Raw genomic sequence first — 23,944 nt, forward strand, 5'->3', positions numbered from 1 at the left:
CCGCGGCGGATGCCCCCGCCACCCCGGGGGACCGCCCGTCCGCGGGCCCCGCAGCTGTGGAGCACCCGGTCGCCCGGGTGCTCCCGCTGCTGTCACCGGCGCACCTCGACCGCGACTTCGACTACCTGGTTCCTCCTGAGCTGGACGAGATCGCCCAGCCTGGGGTCCGGGTGCGCGTCCGTTTCGCGGGTCGCCTCGTGGACGGCTACCTACTCGCTCGGCTCGCGCACAGCGATCACAGCGGCAAGCTGGTCGAGCTCGAGCGTGTCGTGTCCGGGGAGCGCGTTCTGACGCCGGAAGTCCTGACCCTCGCCACCGCGGTCGCCGCGCGTTACGCCGGTACCCGCGCCGATGTGCTCCGCCTGGCCATTCCGCCGCGGCACGCCCGAACGGAATCCGGAGGAGCGAAGACGCCGCCCGATTCGGCTGCGAAACGCGATGTTTCGTCAGCCTCGTTCGTTGGATCGACGGAACCCAATGAGACCGATGGCGAGTCGTCTATCGAAGCCGAAGGCGCGTCGGCGGTGAAATTCGGCGAGGTCACGGAGCCACCGGGTGACCGACCTGCCGGGGTGAACGATGCTGGTGTGCCGCAAACCGTCGGCACGGCAACCGACGAACCGTCGCACCCGCTCGCTGCTGACGGCATCGACGCATCCGAGGCCGCTGCGTCGACCATGGAATGTGTCGCTCCCCGCGATTCGGCCAGGACACAGGCATTTTCGGGCATCGACCTCGCGCCGTGGAAGCGGTACGTCCACGGCGCCGCCTTTCTGGCCGCACTCGGGCAGGGAAGGGGGGCGCGCGCGGCCTGGCAGGCGCTGCCCGGCGAGGACTGGCCGCGTCGACTCGCGGAGCTCGCCGCCGTGGTTGCCGGGCAGGGGCGCAGCGCGATCCTCATGGTGCCCGACCAACGCGACCTCGACCGCGTGCTGGCCGAATGCGTTCGGCTGGTGGGAGGTTCGGCGGTCGGACTGGCCGCCGGTCTGGGGCCCGCGGCCAGGTACCGGCGCTGGCTCGCGGTGCTGCGTGGGTCGGCACGTGTGGTGGTCGGCACGCGCAGCACGGTGTTCGTACCGGCCGCGAACCTCGGGCTGATAGCGCTCTGGGACGACGGCGACGACACATACGCCGAACCGCGCGCACCGTATCCGCATGCGCGCGAGGTCGCGATGCTGCGGGCACACGAGAGCGGCGCGGCGTTTGTAGCGGCCGGATTCGCGCGGACCGCCGAGATCCAGGCGGTGGTCGATTCGGGGTGGGCGCACGATCTGATCGCCGACCGCGCCGTCGTGCGCGAGGCCTCGCCCAGGATCAGCGCGCCCGGCGACAGCGACATCGCGCTCGAACGCGATCCGGTGGCTCGGGCGGTTCGGATTCCCGGTGTCGCGTTCGCGGCCGCCCGCTCCGCGTTGAAGGAGGGGGCAGCGGTACTGGTGCAGGTGCCACGGCGCGGCTACGTACCCGCGCTGGCCTGCGCGAAATGCCGCACCCCGGCCCGATGCAGGCACTGCAACGGCCCTCTTGCGCTGCCGGAGGCACGTGGACAACGCGGATCGTCGGCCGAATCCAGCGCGACCGCGCAGAGCCCCAGTTGTCGTTGGTGCGGTATCACCGAGGCTGCGTTCCGCTGCACCACCTGTGGGTCACGCGCGCTGCGCGCCGTAGTGATCGGCGCGTCCCGCACTGCGGAAGAACTGGGGCGCGCGTTTCCCGGCGTGCCGATCCGCGGCTCGGGCGGCGGTGCGATGCTCGACACTGTGGAGCCGGGACCACAGGTCGTGGTCGCGACGGTGGGCGCCGAACCCGTCGTCCCCGGCGGCTATGGCGTCGCGCTGCTGCTCGACGGGTGGGCGCTCCTCAGCCGCGCCGACCTGCGGGCCGCGGAGGACGCGCTGCGCCGTTGGATGTCGGCCGCCACCCTGGTCCGGGCGCAGGGGCAGGTCATCGTGATGGCCGAGCCTTCGATACCCACCGTGCAGGCCCTGGTTCGCTGGGATCCCGTCGGCCACGCCCGCGCCGAGGTCGGAGCCCGCGCCGAGGTCGGTTTCCCACCAGCCGTCCGGATGGCCGCGATCGACGGCGCCTCCGATGCGATCGCCGAACTACTGTCCACCGCAACCCTTCCAGAGGGCGTGGACATGCTCGGTCCGGTCCCGCTTCCGGTCACCGCCCGCAAACCTTTCGCCGGCGATTCCCTCGCCGAGGTCGAACGCATTCTGTTGCGTGTCCACCGCGGCTCCGGCGCTGCGCTGGCCCGCGCCCTCACCGCCGCTCGAGCCGTCCGCAGCACCCACCGCTCGGACGCACCCCTGCGCGTCCAGATAGACCCCGTCGATATCGGTTGAACGACCGGCGATAGGCAATGCGAACGGATCCGTGGACTATCGGAAGGCGGCGATGTTTCGCCGCGCCCAGTCCTCGAATGTGCGGGGTGCGCGGCCGAGCACCTTTTCGACATCGGGGCTGATCCGCTGCTCCGCGGCGGTGGGTGCGCCCAGGATCGTCAGGGTCGTCTCGACGACAGACTCGGGCATAAACCGCAGCATCTGTGCGCGCGCCTCGGCACGGGTCTGCTCGATGAACTCGATCGGCTCGCCGAGTGTGGCACCGATCGCAGCGGCCCGCTGCCGCGGCGTGCTGAGGGTAGGACCGGTCAACTCGTAGCTCTGTCCGGCATGACCGGCCTCGCACAGGACCGCGGCGGCAACCTCGGCAATGTCCGACGGATCGATGATCGGCAGACCGATGTCGCCGAACGGTGCGGCGACCGCCCGATGGCCACGAACCGATTCGACCCAGGCGAACGCGTTGGACGCGAACCCCCCGGGTCGGAGGATCGTCCATTCCATTCCCGACTCCCGGACGGCATCCTCGAAGGACTGTCCCAGGTTCCCGTGTGAGGCCGACTGTGGCCGGGTGACGACTCCTTGGGACGACAGCTGCACGATCCGTTCGACTCCGCCGGCTGCGGCGAGCTCGAGGACTGCCCGCGGATTCATCAGGTGTGCACTCGTGCCGGTGTCGTGCAGGAACAGTGCCTTGGCACCCGCGAAGGCGGGGGAGAGCGTGTCCAGTTCGGTCAGATCGGCTCGCTGGTGGCGCACGCCGTCGGGCAGCGCGATGTCCTGGCTCCCGCGCGACACTGCGATCACCTGCTCGCCAGCTTCGGCGAGGGTCTGCACGAGGGTGCGTCCGACATTGCCGGTTGCTCCGGTCACTACGATCACGATTACTCCTAGTTAGTTGACTGACTGAAACCTAGCCGTCGGTCGTTCGTTTGTCTATAGTCAGTTGTGTGACTAACTCAGTCGGTGCGACATCGCAGGCGGGCAAGCGGGAGCGGTTGGCTGCCGCAGCGGCTCGGGTGTTTCACGAACAGGGCGTCGAGAGGACCACGATCGCCGACATCGCCCGGTCCGCCGAGGTTCCGGTGGGCAATGTGTACTACTACTTCAAGACGAAGGATCAGCTGGTGCAGGCGGCGCTCGGCGCGCACACGCGGAATCTGCGGGATCTGATCACTGTGCTGGAACAGCAGGACGCGCCGCAAGACCGGCTCAAGGCGTTGGTGCGCGGCTGGGTTGATCAGCGGGACGTTGCAGCGCAGTTCGGTTGTCCCACTGGGACCTTGGCTGCGGAGCTGGGCAAGCGTACCGACGGGCTCGACCGCGAGGTGGCAACCGGCATGCGTGCGCTGATCGACTGGGTGGAGCAGCAATTCGTGGCCATGGGTCGCAGTGATGCCAGCGAGCTCGCGGTGGCGTTGATCGCTTCTTATCAGGGAATCTCGTTGCTCACCAATGCCTTCCATGAACCCGAGCTCATGGTTGCCGAGGGGTCTCGGCTGGAGCGCTGGATCGACTCGCTGGCTGGCTGAGGTCCGACTCACTCGAGAAGCCCGTCCCGGCACTTGTCTTCGATGTATTGACGATATATCGTCGATAATATGAAAACACGAGAGCCTTGGGAGGCTGACATGGAACACGAAGAACATCGAGAATTCGGGCGTCGTGGCCGCAGGCCGCTGCCGGGCCACGACGAGCTGGGCCGACGGTTCCGCCGCGGTGGCCGGCACGGGTTCGGGCCCGAGTTCGGGCCTGGGTTCGGCCCCGGTTTCGGGCCGCACTTCGGGCGCGGCCGAGGTCGCGGCGGCCGGGGCAGGCGCGGCGACGTGCGCGCCGCCGTGCTGCTGCTGCTCACCGAGAGGCCGATGCATGGGTACGAACTCATCCAGCAGATCCGCGAGCGCAGCGACGACATCTGGCGGCCGAGCCCGGGGTCCATCTACCCCGCGCTGGCACAGCTGGAGGACGAAGGTCTCGTCCTTATCGAGAAAGTCGCGGGGCGCAAGACCGCGAAGCTGACTGAAACGGGCACCGAGTACGTCACAGCCCATCGTCACGAGCTGGGCGATCCGTGGGCAGACGTCAAGCAGGACGTCGGGGCGCAAGCGATCGACCTGCGCGGACTTGTCGGGCAGCTGATGGGCGCGGTCGCACAGGTCGCCGCGGCGGGCACCCCGGAACAGGCCGCGCGTGCGGCCGAACTGCTTACCGAGACCCGCAAGTCCCTCTACCGCATCCTCGCCGAGGACGAGACCCCCGAGAAGTAGGGGACGTGAAACACCCCATAACAGCGCGCATTTGGAGCCGATCGGGTAGATCATTATGACATGGGACAGCCGAGGGGTTCGTGGAGTTGGGGTTATTCACATTTGTGTAGCGCCGTGCTGGCCTGCGCGATCGCCGGAGCCGCCGCGCTCGGCTCCGGCGCGGCGTCGGCCGACTCGTTCGTCCGTCCGCCCGACGTGCCGAGGCATTCCGCTCCGCCGCAGCAGGACCACTTGGCCGCCGCGGTGTACATGAAGAACCATCCGGATGCGGTTCCGGTGGGCACCAACGACTTCAGTTGCGTGCCGACCGCCGCCCACCCCCGGCCCGTGGTGCTTGCGCACGGGACCGATTCCTCGGCCTATTCCGACTGGTCGGGCATCGCGCCGCAGCTGACCGCGGCAGGATTCTGCGTATTCGCCATGAACTACGGTGGAAAGCCCGGCGCGGAGAGTTACGGCACGGAGGACCTGGTTCTCAGCGCCTACCAGGTCGGCGCGTTCGTCGATCAGGTGCTCGCGGCGACCGGCGCGAGCAAGGTCGATCTGGTCGGCTTCTCGCAGGGTGCCACTGTGACCCGCTACTTCGTCAACAAACTCGGCGGTGCGCCCAAGGTCGACCAGTGGGTGGGTCTCGCTTCGCCCAGCTACGGCGGTGTGATGTATGGACTGGTGCCGATCGCCCAGGCAATCCCCGGTGCACTGCAGGCATTCGCGCAGGTGACCTCGCTCGCGGCGGTGCAGCAGGTCCAGGGATCGCCGATCATGACCGACCTCAACGCGGGCGGTGACACGGTGCCCGGCGTCCGGTACGTGACCATCGGCAGTCGGGTCGACGAGATGATCCAGCCGTTCAGCAACATCGCGCTGCGTGGCCCCGGCGCGCGGAACCTCGTGCTGCAGGATTTGTGCCCCTCCGACCTGACCGGACATTTCCACATGGTGTACGACCCGTTCGTGCAGGAATTGCTGCTCGCCACCCTGGATCCGGGCAGCCCGGCCCCGGTGTGCAAGCCGGTCCCGCTCGGCACCGGCATCCCCGAAGTGATCATCGCCGGGCATTCCTGAGCGGGGTCGACTCGCGGCTCAACGATTCGCAGCAGTCCACTGCGGCAATGGATCCTTCCGGCGACAACGCTCGCGATTGCGGACCGTGGGCACAGTGGACTCTTTGCGGTAGTCGCGGAACGCGGCGCGCAAGTCGTCGATGATGAGGTCGGGTTCTTCCATGGCGGCGAAGTGGCCGTCGCGTTCGAATTCGGTCCAGCGCACGATGTTGTGGTTCTGTTCGGCGATGCGGCGGACAGGGACGCCGATGTCGTGGGGTAGGACTGCTACGGCGACCGGCACGTTGGTGTCAGGTTCGGTCCTGCCCTAGGTGGCGGCGGCTCAGAGCATCATTTCCTCGAGCAAGGTGTGGGTCGAACACGAGGTCGGATGTCGGTCACGCCGGCGCAGCCATCGATCGGTGGCATCGCTGCTGAACGTCGTCCGCTTCCGCGTGCCGGCCGGTGCGACCGAGGTCGGCGATTCGGACCGAGGACTCGACTACCAGTCGGCATCGCTCCAGCCGCCGCTGTGTGAAGGCGACCAGTGCCTTCTCGACGTTCGCCGCTGCGGCCAATTCCTCGGCGAGTAGAACGCCGTCCTCGATGGCGAGAGCGGCGCCGCTGACCAATTGCGGTGAGGGCGCATGCGCGGCATCACCGATGATCACGGTGCGGCCGCGATGCCATGGGCCCTCGACCATGACCACCTGCACAGGCCGCCGCACGACCAACGCCGAATCGGTGATGAGGTCACGGACTTCGGCAACTCGCCCGCCGAACGGAGCCAATAGCCGCCGCATGCCGTCGGCCAGGGTGTCCTCCGGGATCGGGGAGGGTTCCGCCTGGTTCTCGGTGAGGAACACGTACGCTCGGTCGTCGGCGATCGGGACGAGCCCGGCGTTGTTTCCAGTGCCCGCAAAGGTGTGCAGTGATGTCGCCCAGCCCGGGCGAGGTACGAGAGCCCGCCAGACCATCTGCCCGATATACCGCGAACTGCCGTGAATCCCGAGCAACGACCGCACCCGGGAATGGACCCCGTCGGCACCGACGACGACATCGGCGAAGCGCTCACTGCCGTCGCTGACGGTGGCCCGGACAATTTCCCCGTTGTCGTGCAGCCCGTCGATCGTGCGGCCGTAGCTGATCACGACTCCGGCTGCCAGCGCAGCCTCGCACAGGATGTCGTACAGCGCAGGTCGGCCGAGTCCAATCTGGCTGGGGCGCTTCGGACCGAGCAGCGGCGGCAAAGGGATGACGTTGCGCACCTCGCCGTTCGAGCCGCAGTTGCTGATTGCCGTGATTCCGTATCCGGCGGCGATGCATTCGTCGGCGAGTGCGAGCACATCGAGAGCTCGCAGACTCGGTCCAGTGAGGCTGAGACCCCAGCCGGCGACGTTGCGGCCCGGATTGATATCGACGACTTCGACGGTGACGCCGCGGCGCGCGAGCGCGATCGCGAGGGTAAGTCCGCCAACGCCGGCGCCGACCACCAAGACACGGCGAGGGGAAGACGACGAACTCACAGCAGCTCCAAACGTTGTTGATGGGAAAGGGGGCCGGGTTGAAAGTTGGCTCGCGCAGTGTCACCGGACCATCCACTGCCTTGGAAGCCACTACTGGCGGGGTGGCCCGCTGCCCCCGGATGCGGCAGCTGAGCGCGACCACGTAGCCACCCTGCTCGTACTGGAGAGAACACAACATGCGGCGCGAGGACCTGGTCACTCCGCCTTGCGCGCTTCCAGGATGCTGTCGGGTGTAGCGGTGGGGGTAATGCGGACCAACTCGAATCCCGCGGCGGCGAGGAGCTCGCGGAATTCTCGTTCGGTGCGTTCGCGACCACCGGCGCTGACCATCATCTCCAGATCGAGGAAATTACCCCGATGCGGCCGATTTCCTTCGGGGAGAACTATTTCCAGCAACAACAGTCGTGCCGACCCGGTCATGGCGCGGTGCACGGTGCGCAGGATCTTCTCCGCCTCATTATCGCCCCAGTCGTGCACGATGTGTTTGAGAACATAGGCGTCACCGCCCTCGGGAACTGTGTCGAAAAAGGAGCCGGCAACGACGGTGCACCGGTCTGGTGCCTGCACGTCGGCGACGATTTCGGGCAGATCGAACAGGACACCGCGGGTTTCGGGTGCTCGGGCGAGAATCTCGGCGAGCATCCTGCCCCGCCCACCGCCGACGTCGACGATCGTTCCGAATCGGTGGAAGTGACCCGCGGCCAGCATCGGTTCCAGCATCAACTCCGAAATACTGGTCATGGCGCCGTCGAAGACGGCACCGAATTCCCGGTCTTTACGGACGTAATCGAAGAACGGAAGACCGTCCATGCCCTCGGGAATGACCGCGGCGCCGGTGCGCACCGCATCACTCAGGTATGACCAGTACTGCCGATGCTGGGGAGACCCGATGAAGAGCGCGAAGTTGCGCATGGACACCGGCGCGTCCGCGCGTAGGGGTTCGGCGAGCGGTGTCAGACCGTAGGTTCCGTCGGGGTGCTGAGTGAAGATGTCCTGGCTGATCAGCCAGCGAAGCAGCCGCCGCAGGTAGTCGGGATCGGCGTCGATGTCGGCCGCCAGATCCGCGAGACCGCGCGGTCCGGCGGCCAACGCGTCGGCGATGCCGAGCTGTGCAGCGGCACAGACGGCCTGTGCGGTAGAGGCGGCGGCGATCATCTCGAACAGGGCGAGAGGCGGGGGTGCGAGCCTCCGGTTCAGTGCCGTGAACGCGGCGCGAATCCGTTCGACGATCCGGATCACGGGCAGCGGTGGAACCTTGTTCTTGCTTGCAGCCATCGGGGTATTGTGCGGTACTCAGCCGATTTCGGCAGGTTGAAGGCGCACCATGCCAGCAACACCCCACCCCGACGCCGTGCTCTGGCGGCGCGGGCACGGTACCGACCGAGCTGTCACGGACCGAGGTGAAAGAGGACGCGGGCTTTGCGCCGAGGACCGCGTGAGTGCGAGGAACTGCGGGAAAGGCTGCTCTGAGGTCGCTGACCAGGTCGTTTCGGGCGGCCGGGCGGGGGGCTCGACACCCCGCCCGGTCCGCATAGCAGTTCTACCAGCTTCCGGCTGGTGAATCGGGGATATCCGCGTCGTCTCACTAGAATGAGACGACCGCGTTCGTCCGATTCCGGGAGCCAGCCGTGACCATTCAGCCCGTTCGCCTGTTCGGCGATCCCATCCTGCGTGCCCGCGCCACGGAGGTCACCGCGTTCGACCGCGACCTGCGACAGCTGGTGACCGACTTGACCGAGACCATGCACGACGACGGCGGAGTCGGAATGGCGGCACCGCAGATCGGTGTTGGGCTGCGTGTGTTCGTCTACGACACCGGCGACGCCGCCGGACACCTGGTGAACCCGCAATGGGAGGTCATCGATGACGAGGAGCAGGTCGGTCCGGAGGGCTGCCTGTCGATCCCCGGTGTGCGTTACGACACGCGGCGCGCGCGGCGCGTGCGCGCGTCCGGTGTGGACCTGGACGGCGCGCCGGTCACATGGCAGGCGGAGGGGCTGCTCGCACGGTGCGTGCAGCACGAGAGCGATCACCTCGACGGTGTGCTGTTCATCGATCGCCTCGACCCGGCCCAGCGCAAGGAGGCGATGCGGACCATCCGCGAATCCGAGTGGTTCTCCGCGGGGTCGACGGTACGGCCGGCGCGGTCGATGAGTGGAACGGGCCAAGCCAACCCGTTCGGGCTGGGCCGTTGATGCGCATCGTCTTCGCGGGGACCCCCGAACCGGCGGTGCCGTCGCTGCGGCGCTTCCTGGAATCGGGGCGCCACGAGCTGGTCGCGGTGGTCACCCGGCCGGATGCGGTGGCAGGGCGGGGTCGCAAGGTGACCAGGTCGCCGGTCGGCAGGCTGGCCGACGAGTACGGCATTCCCGTGTTCACGCCGCGGCGGCCATCCGAACCCGAATTCATTGCGCAACTCACCGAACTGGCGCCGGACTGCTGCCCGGTTGTGGCTTACGGCGCGCTGCTGCCCCAGCAGGTGCTCGATGTCCCCCGGTTCGGCTGGATCAACCTGCACTTCTCGCTGCTGCCCGCCTGGCGTGGGGCCGCCCCGGTGCAGGCGGCGATCGATGCGGGCGACGAGATCACCGGCGCGTCGACCTTCCAAATCGAGGCCGGACTGGACACGGGCCCGGTGTTCGGCATGGTGACCGAGAAGATCTCCGTTACCGACACCGCGGGTACGCTGCTGGAGCGACTCGCCGACAGTGGCGCCCGGCTTCTCGAGGCGACCCTGGATGGTGTGGAAGACGGCTCGCTGCAAGCGGTTCCGCAGTCCAACGTCGGCGTCTCCTATGCGCCGAAGGTCGGCGTCGAGGCCGGGCACGTCCGGTGGGATCAGCCCGCGCTGGCCATCGGCAGACGTATCCGCGCCGTCACTCCCGCGCCGGGTGCGTGGACCGAGGTCGACGGCACCCGACTCAAACTGGGCCCGGTCGAGCTGGTCGAGGAGGTGTTGCCGGAGCGGGCGATCGAGGTCCGTAAGACCGGAGTTTTCCTCGGCACCGCGACTACCGCCGTGCGGCTGGATCAGGTTCAGCCGCAGGGCAAGCGCATGATGGCCGCCCTCGACTGGGCGCGTGGTGCGCGCCTGCGGCCTGGCGCGGTGGTCGAGTGAACCCGCGCGAAAACCGGCGTGGCGACGACAGCCAACGCAGTGGGCGGCGCGGCGGCGAACAGGATGCCGCGGCGGAGCCTACGAATCGGTCCGGCGGCACCGGTCGAGCCCGTGCCCAGGGTGCGCGGCCGAGCGGCGCACGGCAGCCGAATTCGGCCGATAGTGGCGAACCTCCGAAGCGCGTGACGCAGAACCGGAACGGTCCCGGGCAGTCACGGGCCGCCGAGCAGCGTTCTCGGGGCGGTGGCCAGGGCGAGGCGGGCGGGCACAACCGTAACGAACGGCGTGCCGCCACGGGGCAGCGTGCGACGGCGGGTCGAGCAGATCGTTCCGCCGAGCAGCGCCCGGCGCGCGCCACCGCGAAATCGAAAACCGCTGCGCGTCAAGGTGCGTCGGGCGTCGGCCGATCAGCCCGACACGAGAACGTCGATCCGCCGCGGTCGGTTGCCAGGGATGTGCTGCGCGCGGTGCGCGAACGCGACGCCTACGCCAATCTTGTCCTGCCCGCTCTGCTGCGCGACCGCGGGTTGTCCGGGCGGGACGCGGCCTTGGCGACCGAACTCGCTTATGGAGCGTGCCGGTCGCTGGGGCTGCTCGACGCGGTGATCGCCCAGGGCGCCGGCAGGCCGATCGAGGAGATCGACGGGCCGTTGCTGGACGTACTGCGGTTGGGTGCCTATCAGCTGCTGCGGACCAGGATCGGCGCGCACGCCGCGGTCGACACGTCCGTGGCCCTGGCTCGCGGCGAATTCGGTGCGGGCAAGGCCGGTTTCGTGAACGCCGTGCTGCGGCGGGCGGGCGAGCGGACCACCGAGCAATGGGTCGAGGCGCTCGCGCCCGCCGACCCCGTCGGCAGGTTGGCCTTCGAGTATGCGCATCCGGTGTGGATCGCGCAGGCATTCGCCGACGCGCTCGGCGCCCGGGCGGGGGAGCTGCGCGAGGCGCTCGCCGCGGACGACGCCCGACCGCTCGTGCATCTGGTGGCCAGACCCGGCGATATCACCGCGGAGGAACTCGCACTGGTGACCGGTGGCGAGGAAGGTCGGTGGTCGCCGTATGCGGTGTACCTGGAAGGCGGCGACCCCGGCAAGCTCGAGCCGGTGCGCGAGGGCATGGCAGCAGTGCAGGACGAAGGCAGCCAATTGGTCGCGCTCGCGCTGACGCGGGCCGCGCTCGATGGTGAAGACAACGGCCGCTGGCTCGACCTGTGCGCGGGACCAGGCGGCAAGGCCGCACTGCTCGGGGCGATCGCCGCGATCGACGGCTTCCGGGTCGACGCGGTCGAGCCCGCCGAGCACCGCGCCGAGCTGGTGCGCAAAACGGTGCGCGACCTTCCGGTCGACGTCCACGTAGCCGATGGCCGCGCCAGCGGACTGACCCGCGGCTACGACCGCATCCTGGTGGATGCCCCATGCACCGGCCTTGGCGCACTGCGCCGCAGGCCGGAGGCGCGTTGGCGGCGGACCCCTGGCGATGTCCGTGAACTGGTCGTGCTGCAGCGTGAATTACTCACCGCCGCATGGGATCTGCTGCGTCCGGGTGGGGTCGTCGTGTACTCGACCTGTTCCCCACACCTGGCCGAGACGGTGTCTATCGTCGCCGATGGCGTGCGTCGCCTGGGCGCAGAGCAGGTGGACACCCGCGACCTGCTGCCCGGCGTCACCGACGTCGGCGACGGGCCAGCGGCGCAACTGTGGCCGCATCGGCACGGCACCGACGCGATGTTCCTGGCCGCGCTCCGCAAGCCGCGCTGAGTTCCATTTGTCCAAGCGTGGACGCTCGGTCCTGCCGCACACTCGGATCATGACGATGACCTGGCCGGACGTAGTGGCTTTGGCGACCGATCTCCCGGGCGTCGAAGAAGCGACCTGGTAGCGCAGCCCGGCGTTGAAGGTTTGACGGCAAGGGGTTCGCCCGGCTGCGCCGCGAGGCCGAGGGCGGGCTCGTGCTGGCCTGCGAGATGGTCGAGAAACAGGCGCTGTTGGCCTCCGGCGATCCCGCCTACTACACCACGCCGCACTATGACGGCCACGCCTACATCCTCGTCGACCTGGATCGCGTTGCCCCCGATCAGCTGCGTGAGATGTTGGACGCCGCTTGGTGGCTCACCGCCCCGGCGAAGGCGCGCAGAGTGCGCGAACGCGGACAGGGTTGAGTATCGTCACTCTCGACTGGACTGATCGCGCAGGCGGGCAAGGGTTTTCGCGAGGATACGCGACACATGCATCTGCGAGATTCCCATCTGCTGCGCGATCTGGGTTTGCGTCATCGATTCGAAGAATCGCATGGTGAGGATTCGGCGTTCCCGCTCGGGCAGTCCGGCCAGCAGCGGCCGGATCGCGACGTATTCCTCGACGCGGTCGAACTGGGATTCTTCCTCGCCGAGGGTGTCCAGCAGCGAGGCTTCGGTATCGCGGCCGAGTGTGGCCGCGTCGATCGAGCTCGGCTGGTAGGCGTTGCCCGCGATGACGGCCTGGGTCACCTCGTCCGGATCGACGTCCAGTTCCGCCGCGATCTCCTTTGCGGTCGGCGCGCGGCCGAGGCTTTGCGAGAGCGAGTCGATCGCCGCGCCGATGCGCAGGTGAGTTTCCTTCACCCGCCGCGGCACTCGCATCGCCCACGTATTGTCGCGGAAGTAGCGGCGGACCTCGCCCATGATGGTCGGCACCGCGAAGGAGAGGAAGTTCGATCCCCGCTCGACATCGAAGCGGTCCACCGCGTGCACCAGACCCACTCTGGCCACCTGGGTGAGGTCGTCGAACGGTTCGCCGCGTCCGCTGAACTTGCGTGCGATGTGGTCAGCGAGCGGGATGCAGCGACCGATCAGTTCCGCGCGGAGCGCGGTATGCCGCGCTGTGCCCGGCTCACTGGCGGTGAGCTGCCCGAAGAGAAGTCCGACATCGTCATAAGCAGGGACGGCGCCAGCGGCTTCGAGGGTTTCGCTCTCCTCGGCGGCGTCCTCCGTGGTCAGCGTGTCGGCGTCATCGTCTCGTTGGGATTCGGACACGGTTTCCTCGTCGGTCACTACGCCTTCCCCCGGAGCCGACGGAACTCGACCCTGGTCGGATACCCGGAAACCGTCGAATCGAACGAATCCTGTGTCGCGTCCACCGTGTCGGTGAGCGTGCGCAGCACATGCCAGCCGAAGCTGCGCTGGTCGGGCAGCCCCGGCTTCTCCGCGATCCCGTCGACCCGGACGAGCAGCTCGGTGTCACCGACGGTGAACCGGCAGTTCAAGCTGGTTTCCTGTGCCGCGACCGCGATCAGCGTCGAGCAGACCTCGTCGACGGCAAGCCGGATGTCGGCCACCTCATCCAGCGTGAAATCGCTGAGTAGGACGAGGGTTTCGGCGAGCCCACGCACGATGGGCAGCTGTGTCACCGATGCGGCCACCCGAATCTCCACCGGGGTGCTGTAGAGCCCCTGTTCCGCCGAAATATTGATCACCCTATGCAGGCTACCCACTCCCGCGCTGGGCAACCCTACCGACCGTTAGACTGCCGCGTTGTGTCCAACCCGACTTTCCCGCGTCCGGCCGTCCCGATGATCGCCCCGTCCATCTTGTCCGCCGACTTCGCGCACCTCGCGGACGAGGTGCGGGCGGTCAAGGGTGCCGACTGGCTGCATGTCGACGTGATGGACGCGCACTTCGTGCCGAACCTCACGATCGGTCTTCCTGTGGTCGAAAGCTTGCTGAAGGCGACCGATATCCCACTGGACTGCCACCTCATGATCGAGGACCCGGGCCGCTGGGCGCCGCCGTACGCCGAGGCGGGCGCATACAACGTCACCTTTCACGCGGAGGCCACCGACGATCCGATCGCGGTCGCCCGCGACATTCGCGCGGCGGGCGCCAAGGCCGGGCTTTCCGTCAAGCCCAACACGCCCATCGAACCGTATCTGGAGATCCTGCGTGAGTTCGACACACTGCTCGTGATGAGCGTGGAGCCGGGCTTCGGCGGGCAGTCGTTCATTTCGCACGTGCTGGAGAAGGCACGTATCGTGCGCAATCTCGTCGACTCCGGCGAGCTGCGGTTGGTGGTCGAGATCGACGGCGGCATCAACGCCGACACCATCGAGGCCGCCGCGGAGGCGGGCGTCGATTGCTTCGTCGCCGGGTCCGCGGTCTACAACACCGCGGACCCCGGGGCCACCGTGCAGGCGCTGCGCAGTACGGCAGCCTCGGCGCGGACGCGCTGAAACTTCTTACCCCACGCGAACTTTCCGCGTGCCGACCTCCTGCGTCGCCTCGATCACGGCGCTGAGCGGCGGCCGGGGCGACGCAACCTCCGGTGGTCGGATCCAGGTGCGGTAGCCGGTGCGCTCGTCCTCCGGCGAGGGCAGCACGACCTGGCTGCCGGTACACGCGACTGTGGCATACAGCCGGAACAATTGGGCCAAGACGCCGGCGCTGAGCGTGTCGCGCTGGGCGTGCCCGGTGAGGAACGTCCAGAGCCGGGCGCGTGGATGTTCGACAACCGGACCGGCGAGCCCGGCCTGGACGAGTCGTTGCTGCACTCGTTCGCCGAGATCGGCGGGCATCGTGATGGCGCCGTAATCAGCGCCGATATGCAGCAGAATGCGGCGCGAGGTGGGATCGACCGCTGCGGGCAGATCGAATTCGCGGCGATACTGCGAGCAGCGGACTTCCAGCGCCGAATCGAGAATGGCGGTCACACCGTGCCCCCAACTGTGTCGCACTTGATTTGGCCCACTGTGTTTTCGGCTTTCTCGAGTTGTTGACATCCTGGGTTGAACTTCTCGGGTGTACTGCGGCCCCACGTCCAACCGCTCCACATCGAACTGCTCTGCGGGAAGCTGAACGGGAGGCATCAGTCATATGACGATATCGCCTGGTTTTCCATCTGTGTGCTAGTTCACGTTATAAGCGTGTTTCGGTGGGGTACCACGCGGGAATCGACCATTACGCGCGCGAGCGGAAATTAATTCGGGCGATAGCGAAAATAGGCTTGAACGGGAATCGCCTTCTTGTGATCGGCGCCGATTTCGGCATACGTGGGCAATTTTCGTTCAGCTTTCGATGGCAGATGTTTGTTCGAGCGCGACTTGCTCGCCCTGCGGTCTGCTTCCGGTCTCCCCGGCGGAGCCGGGTGTGGATCGGCCAGGCCGCTGTCCGCTACGACCTGGCGTCGTTAGGCTGAGGAGGTGGCGGGAATAGCGGCCGGGGCCCGCGCTGTTCCGCAACCGGAGGACAACGACGCGACAGGGAGTCAGGGCACATGTTCACAGGCATCGTCGAGGAACTCGGCGAGATCGTCGCCAGCGAGCAGTTGGCCGACGCCGCGCGGCTGACGATCAAGGGCAAGCTGGTGACCTCCGATGCCGGGCACGGTGATTCGATCGCCGTGAATGGGGTATGCCTGACGGTCGTCGAGGTGGTCGGCGGCGAGTCGTTCACTGTCGATGTGATGGCCGAGACGCTGAACCGCTCCAGCATCGGGAAGCTGGACGTCGGCTCGAAGGTGAACTTGGAGCGGGCCGCCGCGCTGAACAGCAGGCTCGGCGGCCATCTGGTGCAGGGCCACGTCGACGGCACCGGCACCGTGCTCTTCCGGACGTCGTCGGAGAACTGGGACGTGGTACGAATCTCCCTGCCCGAGCACGTCGCTCGCTACGTCGTGGACAAGGGATCGATCACCGTCGACGGCATCTCGCTCACCGTTTCCGGTCTAGGCGTCGCCGACGAGCCCACCGAGGACGGAAGCCGCGATTGGTTCGAAGTCTCCCTGATCCCGACCACTCTGTCGCTGACCAACCTAGGCTTCGCCACCGTCGGCACCACCGTGAACCTGGAAGTGGACGTAATCGCCAAGTACGTCGAACGCCTCCAGCAACGCGACTAGTCGTGTGGCGATCCGCTCGGCCCCGCCCGCGTCGTGAGAGGGCGCGACGGTCTCGAGCGCCGTTCGGGACGTGCGCATGTCCGAGCGGCGAGTGCATGCGGTGAAGTCGCGAGTTCCAGCCGTAGCTGGGTGCGAGTCTCGCCTGCTCGGAGCAAGCCGCGAACACGCCGCGCGAAGGCGCGGCAAATGAGACACAGTACTGTGGTGAGGCACCTATTTCGAGATGGAGCACAGCAGACGTGACCAGGTTCGACAGCATCGAGCGCGCAGTCGCCGACATCGCCGCCGGTAAGGCGGTCGTCGTCGTTGATGACGAGGACCGCGAGAACGAGGGCGACCTCATCTTCGCGGCGGAGAAGGCCACCCCGGAGCTGGTCGCCTTCATGATCCGCTACACCTCTGGGTACATCTGCGTGCCGCTCACCGGTGACGACTGTGATCGCCTGGGTCTCCCGCCTATGTACGCGATGAACCAGGACAAGCACGGCACCGCATACACCGTCTCGGTGGACGCGCGCGAGGGCGTCACCACCGGCATCTCGGGCGCCGACCGGGCCACCACCATGCGGCTGCTCGCCGATGCCGACGCGAAGGCCGACGACTTCACCAGGCCGGGCCACGTGGTGCCGTTGCGCGCCAAGGACGGTGGGGTACTGCGCCGTCCCGGCCACACCGAGGCGGCCGTCGACCTCGCCAGGATGGCAGGGCTGCGAGCCGCGGGTGTGATTTGCGAGATCGTCAGCCAGAAGGACGAGGGTCATATGGCCCGCACCGAGGAGTTACGCGTTTTCGCCGACGAGCACGAGCTCGCGCTGATCTCCATCGCGGACATGATCGCCTGGCGGCGCAAGCACGAGAAGCACGTGGTGCGGGTCGCGGAGGCGCGTATTCCCACGTCGCACGGCGAGTTCATGGCAGTCGGTTACCAGAGCATCTACGACGAGGTCGAGCACGTCGCGCTGGTGCGTGGCGACATCAGCGACGGCGAGGACGTGCTGGTGCGCGTGCACTCGGAGTGCCTCACCGGCGATGTGTTCGGGTCGCTGCGCTGTGACTGTGGTCCGCAACTGGACGCCGCGCTGGAGATGGTCGCGGCCGAGGGCCGCGGCATTGTGCTGTACATGCGCGGCCACGAAGGGCGCGGTATCGGCCTGATGCACAAGCTGCAGGCCTACCAGCTGCAGGATTCCGGCCACGACACGGTCGACGCGAACCTGGAACTGGGCCTGCCCGCCGATGCCCGCGACTACGGCACCGGCGCCCAGATCTTGGTGGATCTCGGTCTCCGCTCGATGCGTTTGCTCACCAACAACCCGGCCAAGCGTGTTGGTCTGGACGGCTATGGCCTGCGGATCACCGATCGAGTGCCGATGCCGTTGCGCGCCAACACGGAGAACCTCCGTTACCTGCGAACAAAGCGTGACCGGATGGGCCACGACCTGATCGGGCTCGACGAACTCGATCTCGGCGAGACCGCACACTGAACTCCGAGCAGACCCGGAAAGGCGGATATCGATGAGCGGTACCGGCGTACCGACTTTCGCGCTCGAAGATGCCAAGGACCTCACCTTGGGTATCGTCGCGTCGCGCTGGCACACCCAAATCTGCGACACCCTGCTCGCCAACGCGGAGCGGGTGGCCAAGGACGCCGGCGTCCACCGGATCACGGTAGTGCGTTGCGCGGGCGCGATGGAGCTGCCGGTGGTGGCTCAGGAACTCGCCAAGGCACATGACGCGGTGGTCGCGCTCGGTGTGGTGATACGAGGTGATACACCGCATTTCGAGTACGTCTGCGATGCGGTGACCACGGGGCTCACCCGGGTCTCGCTGGACGAGGGTACGCCCGTCGCGAACGGGGTGCTCACCACCAACAACGAGCGACAGGCGCTGGATCGGGCCGGGCTGCCGGATTCACACGAGAACAAGGGTGAGCAGGCGGCCGCCGCGGCGTTGGATGCCGCACTGACGCTGCGGGCCCTGCGGCAGTCCGCGTAGCCGATGCCGGTTGTCCGCATCTTCCGGAGGAACGCCGGCTCGCCCGCGGCGGGGAGCGATTCGCTGGACTGGGAGTTCGAGGTGCGTCCGAGGCGCGCGGTGCGGGCGGCCTGGATTGTGGCGGTCCTGATCGCGGCAGTGTTCACCGCGGGTGGTATCTGGTTGCGCAGCGGGTCGACCGGCGTGAATTTCCGCGTCGCCGACCAGGTCGCGATGATCGGGATCGGCCTGCTCGGTGCGGCGGCGGTGCTGCTGCTGACCAGACCGAGGGTGCGGGTGGGCGCGCGCGGCGTGTCTGTCCGAAACATCCTGGGCGACAATGATTTCGGGTGGGATGACATCCGCGGCGTGTCGTTCCTGGACCGGAAGTCCTGGGCGCGCCTGGAGCTGGTCGATGACGACTACGTCCCGATGCTGGCGATTCGATCCAATGACAGGGAGCATGCCGCGCAGGCGATGGCCCGGCTGCGCGAACTCGGCGCGCGATACTCCGGGAACAAGTGATCGGCACGCGCCGGGGAGGCAGACGTGCCACCTGATGTTCCGTCCGCCGCAGGGTAGTTTTGACGTTATTCAAACTTGTCGGGGATAGCGCCGGGTAGGTGCGTTTTCGCGGCGACTTTCGCCGACGACCCTTCTGACTGTGATCGGCGGCGAAAAGCCTTGCCGCTTTTGCGCAGGTTTCTTGCAGGAAGAATAAGCTTTACCCTGCCCGCAGGATGGAGGTCACCGCGCGGGCTATGGATCGGTGGCAGCTGTTCAGTGGGTGTCGCCCAGGACCGCGCCCTCGCGACGGGGGTCGGCGCCGCCGATCCAGCTGTCGGCGCCGTCGCGTTCGAGAGCGCTGAGACCGCTGATCTGTGGCGCGACCGAGACCTGATGGCCGAGCTCACGGAGCCGAAGTACGAGCGGGTCGTGATCGCCGTTGTCGGTCGCGTTGACCGCGGGGTGCTCGCCGCCGACGCCGGTGGTCGGGCTGTTCGCCGCGCCGAAGGCCACCGCGGAGACCGCCTGCTGCGGGTCCAAGCCCCAATCGAGCATGCTGACCAGGGATTTCACCACATACTGGATGATCACCGAACCGCCGGGTGAGCCTGCGACGTGGGTCAGCTCGCCGCGCGATCCGTCGCCGGCCTTGTCGAAGACCAGTGTCGGGCTCATCGAGCTGCGCGGCCGTTTGCCCGGCTGGACGCGGTTGGCCACTGGCACGCCGTCGGTGCCCAGTGGGTCGGCGTTGAAGTCGGTGAGTTGATTGTTCAGCACGAAGCCGTCGACCAGGTGGAACGAACCGAACGCCGACTCGACCGTGGTGGTCATCGCCGCGGCGTTGCCGTACTTGTCGACCACTGAAATGTGGCTGGTGCCGTGCTCGGGCGGCTGCGGGCTGATGCCGAGTGGAACCGGGCCGAAGTCGCCGGGCTGTGCGGTGCCCATACTGCGATTCGGGTTGATCAGCCCGGCGCGCTGCTTCAGGTAGTCCTTGTTCAGCAGGGTCTGAGCCGAATTACCAGGTAGCGGAATGAAGTCCGTGTCGGCCACGTACTTGTTGCGGTCGGCGTAGGCGAGTCGCTCGGCCTCCGAGATAAGGTGCACCGCCTGGGCGTCCGGCCTGCCACCGTTGCGGTCGATGTCATCCGGCCGCATGGCGGCCAGATCGAAGTTCTCCAGAATGCCGAGCGTGGCGGCGACGGTGATCCCGCCGGAGGAGGGGCTCGGCATGCCGCAGACCTCGCGCGTGCGGTAGCCGGTGCACAGCGCGGTGCGCTTCTTGGCCTGGTAGCCGGCCAAGTCTCCGGTCGTGATCAGGCTCGGGGTGCGCCCGCCGGAAGACCGTCCCGCGGCGTCGACGATGTCACGGGCGATGGCGCCGGTGTAGAAGGCCTGCGCGCCGTCGGCGGCGACAGCGCCGAGCGTTTTCGCCATGGCCGGGTTGGTGAGCACGGTGTCTGCGGGCTTGGGACTTCCGTCCGGGTTGAGGAAGTATGCCCGAGCGTCCTCGTCGACTGCGAGGTCCTTCGCCGACTCCGCGATCTGACCCGCAAGGCGGGGACTGATCGAAAATCCGCGATCGGCCAGCCCGATGGCCGGCTCGAAGAGGTCGCGCCACCCGGTCTTGCCGTGGTCGTGGTGCACCATTTCCAGCATGCGCAGCACGCCGGGCACTCCGATGGACCGACCGCTGGCACGTGCGTTCGGCTTGGGCTCGGCCCGATCGGTGTCGCCGACCCAGCGCAGGTAGTTCTCGGTCGCTGCGGCGGGGGCGATCTCACGGCCGTCGTAGGCGTCCACGGATTTCGTGTTCGCGTCGTAGTAGAGCAGGAACGCGCCGCCACCGATGCCGGAGGCCTGCGGTTCGACCAGTCCGAGCACCGTCTGCGCCGCGATCAGTGCGTCCGCCGCGGTGCCACCGTCGCGCAGCACCTCGCATGCGGCCTTCGTCGACACCGGGTTCGCGGTCGACACCGCGAAGCTGTGTGTGCGCACCGGCGTCATGCCGGAGCGGTACCCGCTCGCGATCTCCGGATTCGTGCTCAGATTCTGGGCGCCGCGGCCCGCTGGATCCGTCGAGGCCGCCGCCGCGACCGGTGTGCCGTTCGAGACGGTCGCGCACACGCCACCCGCGTTGTCCTCGTCGGACGAACAGGCCGTGGCCATCCCCACGGTGAGCGCCAACGCCGCGACAGCGCCGACCCAGCTTCCTCGCTTGCGCCTCATGCCCGGACTCTATCGTCCGGCACCGGCTCGCGCGACTTTCTCCGACCACTCACGAAATCGCTCTGGCCGCAGCCGGTGTCGTCACTCGGCGTCGTCGAATCGGTCCTGCGGTGTTCGCGACCATGCGGGCTCGAATAGTCCGTCGGTAGGCTGGCGCGGTGACGATCGACGCCGTGTTGTTCGACTTCTCCGGGACCCTGTTTCGGCTGGAGGAGGACGAAACCTGGTATGGAGATCTGACCTGGCCCGACGGCCGGGCGTTCGACGTGCACGAGAAGGCCGAGATCATGCGGCGGATGACGGCGTCCGTCGGACAGATCGTCCGGTTCGACGCGGAGAGGCAGTACGCGTGGGACAACCGTGACCTCGACCCGGCACTGCACCGCGTCGCCATGCTGGAGGTGCTGCGGAAGTCGGGCGTGCCCACCGACGAGCACGCCGAGCGGCTCTACGCCCGGCTCGTCGACCCGATGCAGTGGACGCCCTACCCCGACACGGCCACTGTGTTGGAACTTCTTGCCGCACAAGGTATCCCGGTCGCTGTTGTGAGCAATATCCCGTTCGACATCCGTCCCTCGTTCGCCGCGCGTGGCTGGGACCGGTCCGTCCAGGCCTTCACGCTGTCCTACGAGGTGGGCGCGATGAAGCCGGATCCGGCGATCTTCCAGTCCGCCCTCCACGCACTCGGCGTGCCCGCCGACGCGACGCTGATGATCGGCGACAGTGCCGAGGCCGACGGCGGCGCGGCGGCGCTCGGCTGCCGATTCGCTCAGGTCGACCCCGTCCCCACCACCGAGCGTCCGGAAGCCTTGCTGGCAGTCCTCCGCGGGCACGGCCTCGCGGAGTAGATGGCCGATCGGCGGCGCGCGCCTGCTACTCGCTCGGCACGACGGCGGCCGTCGTCCACCTGCTGCGGCGGCCGGACGCGAAGCCTGGTTCGGCGTCCGGGCGTCCTGACCGCGGCGGCTGCGGAGCCGTACCGGGCTGTCGGACCCGATGGATAGGCTTGACCCGTGGCAGATCCAGCGACGTACCGGCCCGCGCCGGGCACGATCCCCGTCGAACCCGGTGTCTACAAGTTCCGGGATGCCCATCGGCAGGTCATCTACGTCGGCAAGGCAAAGAGCCTGCGCAGCAGGCTGAACTCGTACTTCGCCGACGTCGCCGGTCTGCATCCGCGCACGCGGCAGATGGTCACCACGGCCGCGAGCGTCGAGTGGACGGTCGTCTCCACGGAGGTGGAGGCGCTGCAGCTGGAGTACAACTGGATCAAGGGTTTCGATCCGCGCTTCAACGTCCGCTACCGAGACGACAAGTCGTATCCGGTGCTCGCGGTCACCCTCGACGAGGAGTACCCGCGGCTGTTCGTCTACCGCGGAGCGCGACGCAAGGGCGTCCGGTACTTCGGCCCGTACGCGCACGCCTGGGCGATCCGCGAGACCCTCGATCTACTTCTGCGGGTGTTTCCCGCGCGCACCTGCTCCAACGGAGTCTTCAAGCGGCACAGCCAGATCGGGCGCCCGTGCCTGCTCGGGTACATCGACAAGTGCTCGGCGCCCTGCGTCGGCCGGGTGAGCGCCGACGAGCATCGCGGGATCGTCGAGGACTTCTGCGACTTCCTCGCCGGCCGCACCGACCGTATGGTCCGTGAGCTCGAGCGCCGCATGCACGACGCCGCCGAAGACCTGGACTTCGAGACCGCCGCCCGCCTGCGCGACGACATCCAAGCGCTGCGCCGCGCGTTGGAGAAGCAAGCAGTGGTGCTCGGTACCGGCACCGACGCCGACGTGATCGCCTTCGCTACCGACGAGCTGGAGGTGGCGGTGCAGGTCTTCCACGTCCGCGACGGTCGCGTGCGCGGCCAGCGCGGCTGGGTGGTCGACAAGTCGGGCGATGCCGTCGACACTCCCGAAGCCGGCGGCGAGCTGGCCGCCCTGGTCGAGCAGTTCCTCACCCAGTTCTACGGCGAGCAGGTCGCCGTGGCCGAACAGGCGACCGACGAGCGGCCCGCCACCGTGGTGCCGCGCGAGGTGCTTGTCCCCGAGTTGCCCGCCGACGTCGAGCAGGTCCAGCAGTGGCTGTCGGACCTGCGCGGCTCGGCGGTGCGACTGCGGGTACCGCAGCGCGGCGACAAGAAGGCCCTCGCCGAGACTGTGCAGCGGAACGCGATGGAAGCGCTTGCCCAGCACAAGCTCAAGCGCGCGGGCGATCTGACGTCGAGATCACAAGCTCTGCAGGACATTCAGGACGCGCTGGAACTCGACAGCGCCCCGCTGCGCATCGAGTGCGTGGACATCAGTCACGTGCAGGGCACCGACGTGGTGGCCTCGCTGGTGGTGTTCGAGGACGGTCTACCGCGCAAATCCGAGTACCGGCACTACGCGATCAAGGAGGCCGCAGGCGACGGCCGCTCCGACGACGTCGCCAGCATCGCCGAGGTGACCCGCCGCCGGTTCCTGAAGTTGCGGCGCGAACGCGATCTGAGGGAACAGGAAGACCTCGCCGCCATCAAAAGCGATGACGACACACCCGAACTCGTCTCCCGCCCGGGCATAGACCCACACACCGGGCGTCCACGCAAGTTCGCCTATCCGCCCAACCTGTATGTGGTCGACGGCGGCGCGCCCCAGGTCGCGGCCGCCGCCGAGGTGCTCGACGAACTCGGCATCACCGACGTCGCGGTGATCGGCCTGGCCAAACGCCTCGAGGAGGTGTGGGTGCCGGCGGAGAGCGAGCCGGTGATCATGCCGCGCAACAGCGAGGCACTGTACCTGCTGCAGCGAGTCCGCGACGAGGCGCATCGCTTCGCGATCACCTTCCACCGCAGCAAACGCTCGCGTCGGATGACGGCGTCGGCGTTGGACTCGGTGCCCGGCCTCGGCACGGCACGCCGGAGCGCACTGGTCACCCATTTCGGGTCGGTAGCCAAGCTGAAGCAGGCCACGGTCGAGCAGATCACCGAGGTGCCCGGCATCGGGCTGGCAACCGCGAAGGCGGTGCTCGCCGCACTACAGGCGGAATAGTCGCTGACAGTGCACCGGAAGTTTCGGTTTCGCGTACGTTATGTG

General features: G+C 67.8%; 22 protein-coding genes and 1 pseudogene. 15 read left to right on the top strand and 8 right to left on the bottom strand.

Going from position 1 to position 23,944, the window contains the following annotated elements; all coding sequences use genetic code 11:
- The first annotated feature begins 56 nt into the window (after positions 1-56).
- The gene (locus AB0H00_RS05730; RefSeq protein WP_357262399.1) at positions 57-2,348 is read left to right on the top strand and encodes a primosomal protein N'; all 2,292 of its coding nucleotides are present in this window, start codon (positions 57-59) and stop codon (positions 2,346-2,348) included.
- Between the two features lie 36 nt (positions 2,349-2,384).
- Here AB0H00_RS05730 and AB0H00_RS05735 read toward each other — a convergent pair whose 3' ends face one another.
- Positions 2,385-3,230, bottom strand: a complete 846-nt coding sequence (locus tag AB0H00_RS05735; RefSeq protein ID WP_357261366.1) for an NAD(P)H-binding protein — start codon at positions 3,228-3,230, stop codon at positions 2,385-2,387.
- A gap of 68 nt (positions 3,231-3,298) precedes the next feature.
- Between AB0H00_RS05735 and AB0H00_RS05740 the strand changes: the two genes are divergently transcribed.
- From AB0H00_RS05740 to AB0H00_RS05750, 3 genes are all read left to right on the top strand, one after another.
- Positions 3,299-3,880 carry a TetR/AcrR family transcriptional regulator gene (locus tag AB0H00_RS05740; protein WP_357261369.1) on the top strand — a complete coding sequence of 194 codons (582 nt, stop codon included), beginning with the start codon at positions 3,299-3,301 and terminating at the stop codon, positions 3,878-3,880.
- A 99-nt stretch (positions 3,881-3,979) separates the two neighbouring features.
- On the top strand, positions 3,980-4,615 hold the full coding sequence (locus AB0H00_RS05745; protein WP_357261372.1) for a PadR family transcriptional regulator: 636 nt from the start codon (positions 3,980-3,982) through the stop codon (positions 4,613-4,615).
- A gap of 249 nt (positions 4,616-4,864) precedes the next feature.
- Positions 4,865-5,680 (top strand): alpha/beta fold hydrolase, encoded by an 816-nt coding sequence (locus tag AB0H00_RS05750; protein ID WP_357262402.1) that lies wholly within the window; start codon positions 4,865-4,867, stop codon positions 5,678-5,680.
- Positions 5,681-5,698: 18 nt separating this feature from the next.
- Here the strand turns inward: AB0H00_RS05750 and AB0H00_RS05755 are convergent, their stop codons facing one another.
- The 3 genes from AB0H00_RS05755 to AB0H00_RS05765 all read right to left on the bottom strand — a co-directional run bounded on the left by AB0H00_RS05755 (position 5,699) and on the right by AB0H00_RS05765 (position 8,459).
- Complete coding sequence (locus tag AB0H00_RS05755) at positions 5,699-5,962, bottom strand: hypothetical protein (protein WP_357261375.1); 264 nt, start codon at positions 5,960-5,962, stop codon at positions 5,699-5,701.
- A 94-nt stretch (positions 5,963-6,056) separates the two neighbouring features.
- A complete protein-coding gene (locus tag AB0H00_RS05760) occupies positions 6,057-7,184 on the bottom strand; it encodes an FAD-dependent monooxygenase (protein ID WP_357261378.1) in 1,128 nt (375 codons plus the stop codon).
- 195 nt (positions 7,185-7,379) lie between these two features.
- Positions 7,380-8,459, bottom strand: coding sequence for a methyltransferase (locus AB0H00_RS05765; protein ID WP_357261382.1), 1,080 nt, complete (start codon positions 8,457-8,459; stop codon positions 7,380-7,382).
- 353 nt (positions 8,460-8,812) lie between these two features.
- Between AB0H00_RS05765 and def the strand changes: the two genes are divergently transcribed.
- The 4 genes and pseudogenes from def to AB0H00_RS05785 all read left to right on the top strand — a co-directional run bounded on the left by def (position 8,813) and on the right by AB0H00_RS05785 (position 12,457).
- Positions 8,813-9,379: a peptide deformylase gene (def, locus tag AB0H00_RS05770; protein WP_357261385.1), complete on the top strand. Its 567-nt coding sequence runs from the start codon at positions 8,813-8,815 to the stop codon at positions 9,377-9,379.
- Positions 9,379-10,302, top strand: a complete 924-nt coding sequence (fmt, locus tag AB0H00_RS05775; protein ID WP_357261387.1) for a methionyl-tRNA formyltransferase — start codon at positions 9,379-9,381, stop codon at positions 10,300-10,302. Before def ends, fmt begins: the two co-directional genes overlap by 1 nt.
- Before the next feature lie 182 nt (positions 10,303-10,484).
- Entirely contained in the window at positions 10,485-12,056 is a 1,572-nt protein-coding gene (locus AB0H00_RS05780; RefSeq protein ID WP_357261390.1) for a transcription antitermination factor NusB, read from the top strand.
- Positions 12,057-12,105: 49 nt separating this feature from the next.
- A pseudogene (locus AB0H00_RS05785) lies at positions 12,106-12,457 on the top strand (MmcQ/YjbR family DNA-binding protein).
- A gap of 6 nt (positions 12,458-12,463) precedes the next feature.
- Here the strand turns inward: AB0H00_RS05785 and AB0H00_RS05790 are convergent.
- Both AB0H00_RS05790 and AB0H00_RS05795 read right to left on the bottom strand, forming a co-directional pair.
- On the bottom strand, positions 12,464-13,327 hold the full coding sequence (locus AB0H00_RS05790; RefSeq protein WP_357261393.1) for an RNA polymerase sigma factor SigF: 864 nt from the start codon (positions 13,325-13,327) through the stop codon (positions 12,464-12,466).
- Complete coding sequence (locus AB0H00_RS05795) at positions 13,327-13,749, bottom strand: anti-sigma factor (protein ID WP_357261396.1); 423 nt, start codon at positions 13,747-13,749, stop codon at positions 13,327-13,329. Before AB0H00_RS05795 ends, AB0H00_RS05790 begins: the two co-directional genes overlap by 1 nt.
- 96 nt (positions 13,750-13,845) lie before the next feature.
- On the opposite strand from AB0H00_RS05795, the gene rpe reads away from it, so the two are divergent.
- The gene (gene rpe / locus AB0H00_RS05800; protein WP_357262405.1) at positions 13,846-14,502 is read left to right on the top strand and encodes a ribulose-phosphate 3-epimerase; all 657 of its coding nucleotides are present in this window, start codon (positions 13,846-13,848) and stop codon (positions 14,500-14,502) included.
- A gap of 6 nt (positions 14,503-14,508) precedes the next feature.
- On the opposite strand, the gene AB0H00_RS05805 is transcribed toward rpe, so the two are convergent.
- Complete coding sequence (locus AB0H00_RS05805) at positions 14,509-14,979, bottom strand: hypothetical protein (protein WP_357261399.1); 471 nt, start codon at positions 14,977-14,979, stop codon at positions 14,509-14,511.
- Positions 14,980-15,542: 563 nt separating this feature from the next.
- Between AB0H00_RS05805 and AB0H00_RS05810 the strand changes: the two genes are divergently transcribed.
- From AB0H00_RS05810 to AB0H00_RS05825, 4 genes are all read left to right on the top strand, one after another.
- Positions 15,543-16,166 (top strand): riboflavin synthase, encoded by a 624-nt coding sequence (locus tag AB0H00_RS05810; RefSeq protein WP_357261401.1) that lies wholly within the window; start codon positions 15,543-15,545, stop codon positions 16,164-16,166.
- Between the two features lie 239 nt (positions 16,167-16,405).
- A complete protein-coding gene (locus tag AB0H00_RS05815; RefSeq protein ID WP_357261403.1) occupies positions 16,406-17,650 on the top strand; it encodes a bifunctional 3,4-dihydroxy-2-butanone-4-phosphate synthase/GTP cyclohydrolase II in 1,245 nt (414 codons plus the stop codon).
- Positions 17,651-17,681: 31 nt separating this feature from the next.
- Positions 17,682-18,161 carry a 6,7-dimethyl-8-ribityllumazine synthase gene (ribH, locus tag AB0H00_RS05820; RefSeq protein WP_357261406.1) on the top strand — a complete coding sequence of 160 codons (480 nt, stop codon included), beginning with the start codon at positions 17,682-17,684 and terminating at the stop codon, positions 18,159-18,161.
- Positions 18,162-18,164: 3 nt separating this feature from the next.
- A complete protein-coding gene (locus tag AB0H00_RS05825) occupies positions 18,165-18,665 on the top strand; it encodes a PH domain-containing protein (RefSeq protein ID WP_357261409.1) in 501 nt (166 codons plus the stop codon).
- 255 nt (positions 18,666-18,920) lie between these two features.
- Here the strand turns inward: AB0H00_RS05825 and AB0H00_RS05830 are convergent, their stop codons facing one another.
- Positions 18,921-20,816, bottom strand: a complete 1,896-nt coding sequence (locus AB0H00_RS05830) for a gamma-glutamyltransferase family protein (protein ID WP_357262408.1) — start codon at positions 20,814-20,816, stop codon at positions 18,921-18,923.
- Between the two features lie 218 nt (positions 20,817-21,034).
- Here AB0H00_RS05830 and AB0H00_RS05835 point away from each other — a divergent pair, with 218 nt between their 5' ends.
- Both AB0H00_RS05835 and uvrC read left to right on the top strand, forming a co-directional pair.
- A complete protein-coding gene (locus tag AB0H00_RS05835) occupies positions 21,035-21,724 on the top strand; it encodes an HAD family hydrolase (protein ID WP_357261412.1) in 690 nt (229 codons plus the stop codon).
- A 165-nt stretch (positions 21,725-21,889) separates the two neighbouring features.
- The gene (uvrC, locus tag AB0H00_RS05840; RefSeq protein ID WP_357261415.1) at positions 21,890-23,899 is read left to right on the top strand and encodes an excinuclease ABC subunit UvrC; all 2,010 of its coding nucleotides are present in this window, start codon (positions 21,890-21,892) and stop codon (positions 23,897-23,899) included.
- Positions 23,900-23,944: the final 45 nt, after the last annotated feature.

Origin of the sequence: Nocardia sp. NPDC023852, assembly GCF_040639505.1 — a bacterium.
Taxonomy (GTDB): Bacteria; Actinomycetota; Actinomycetes; order Mycobacteriales; family Mycobacteriaceae; genus Nocardia.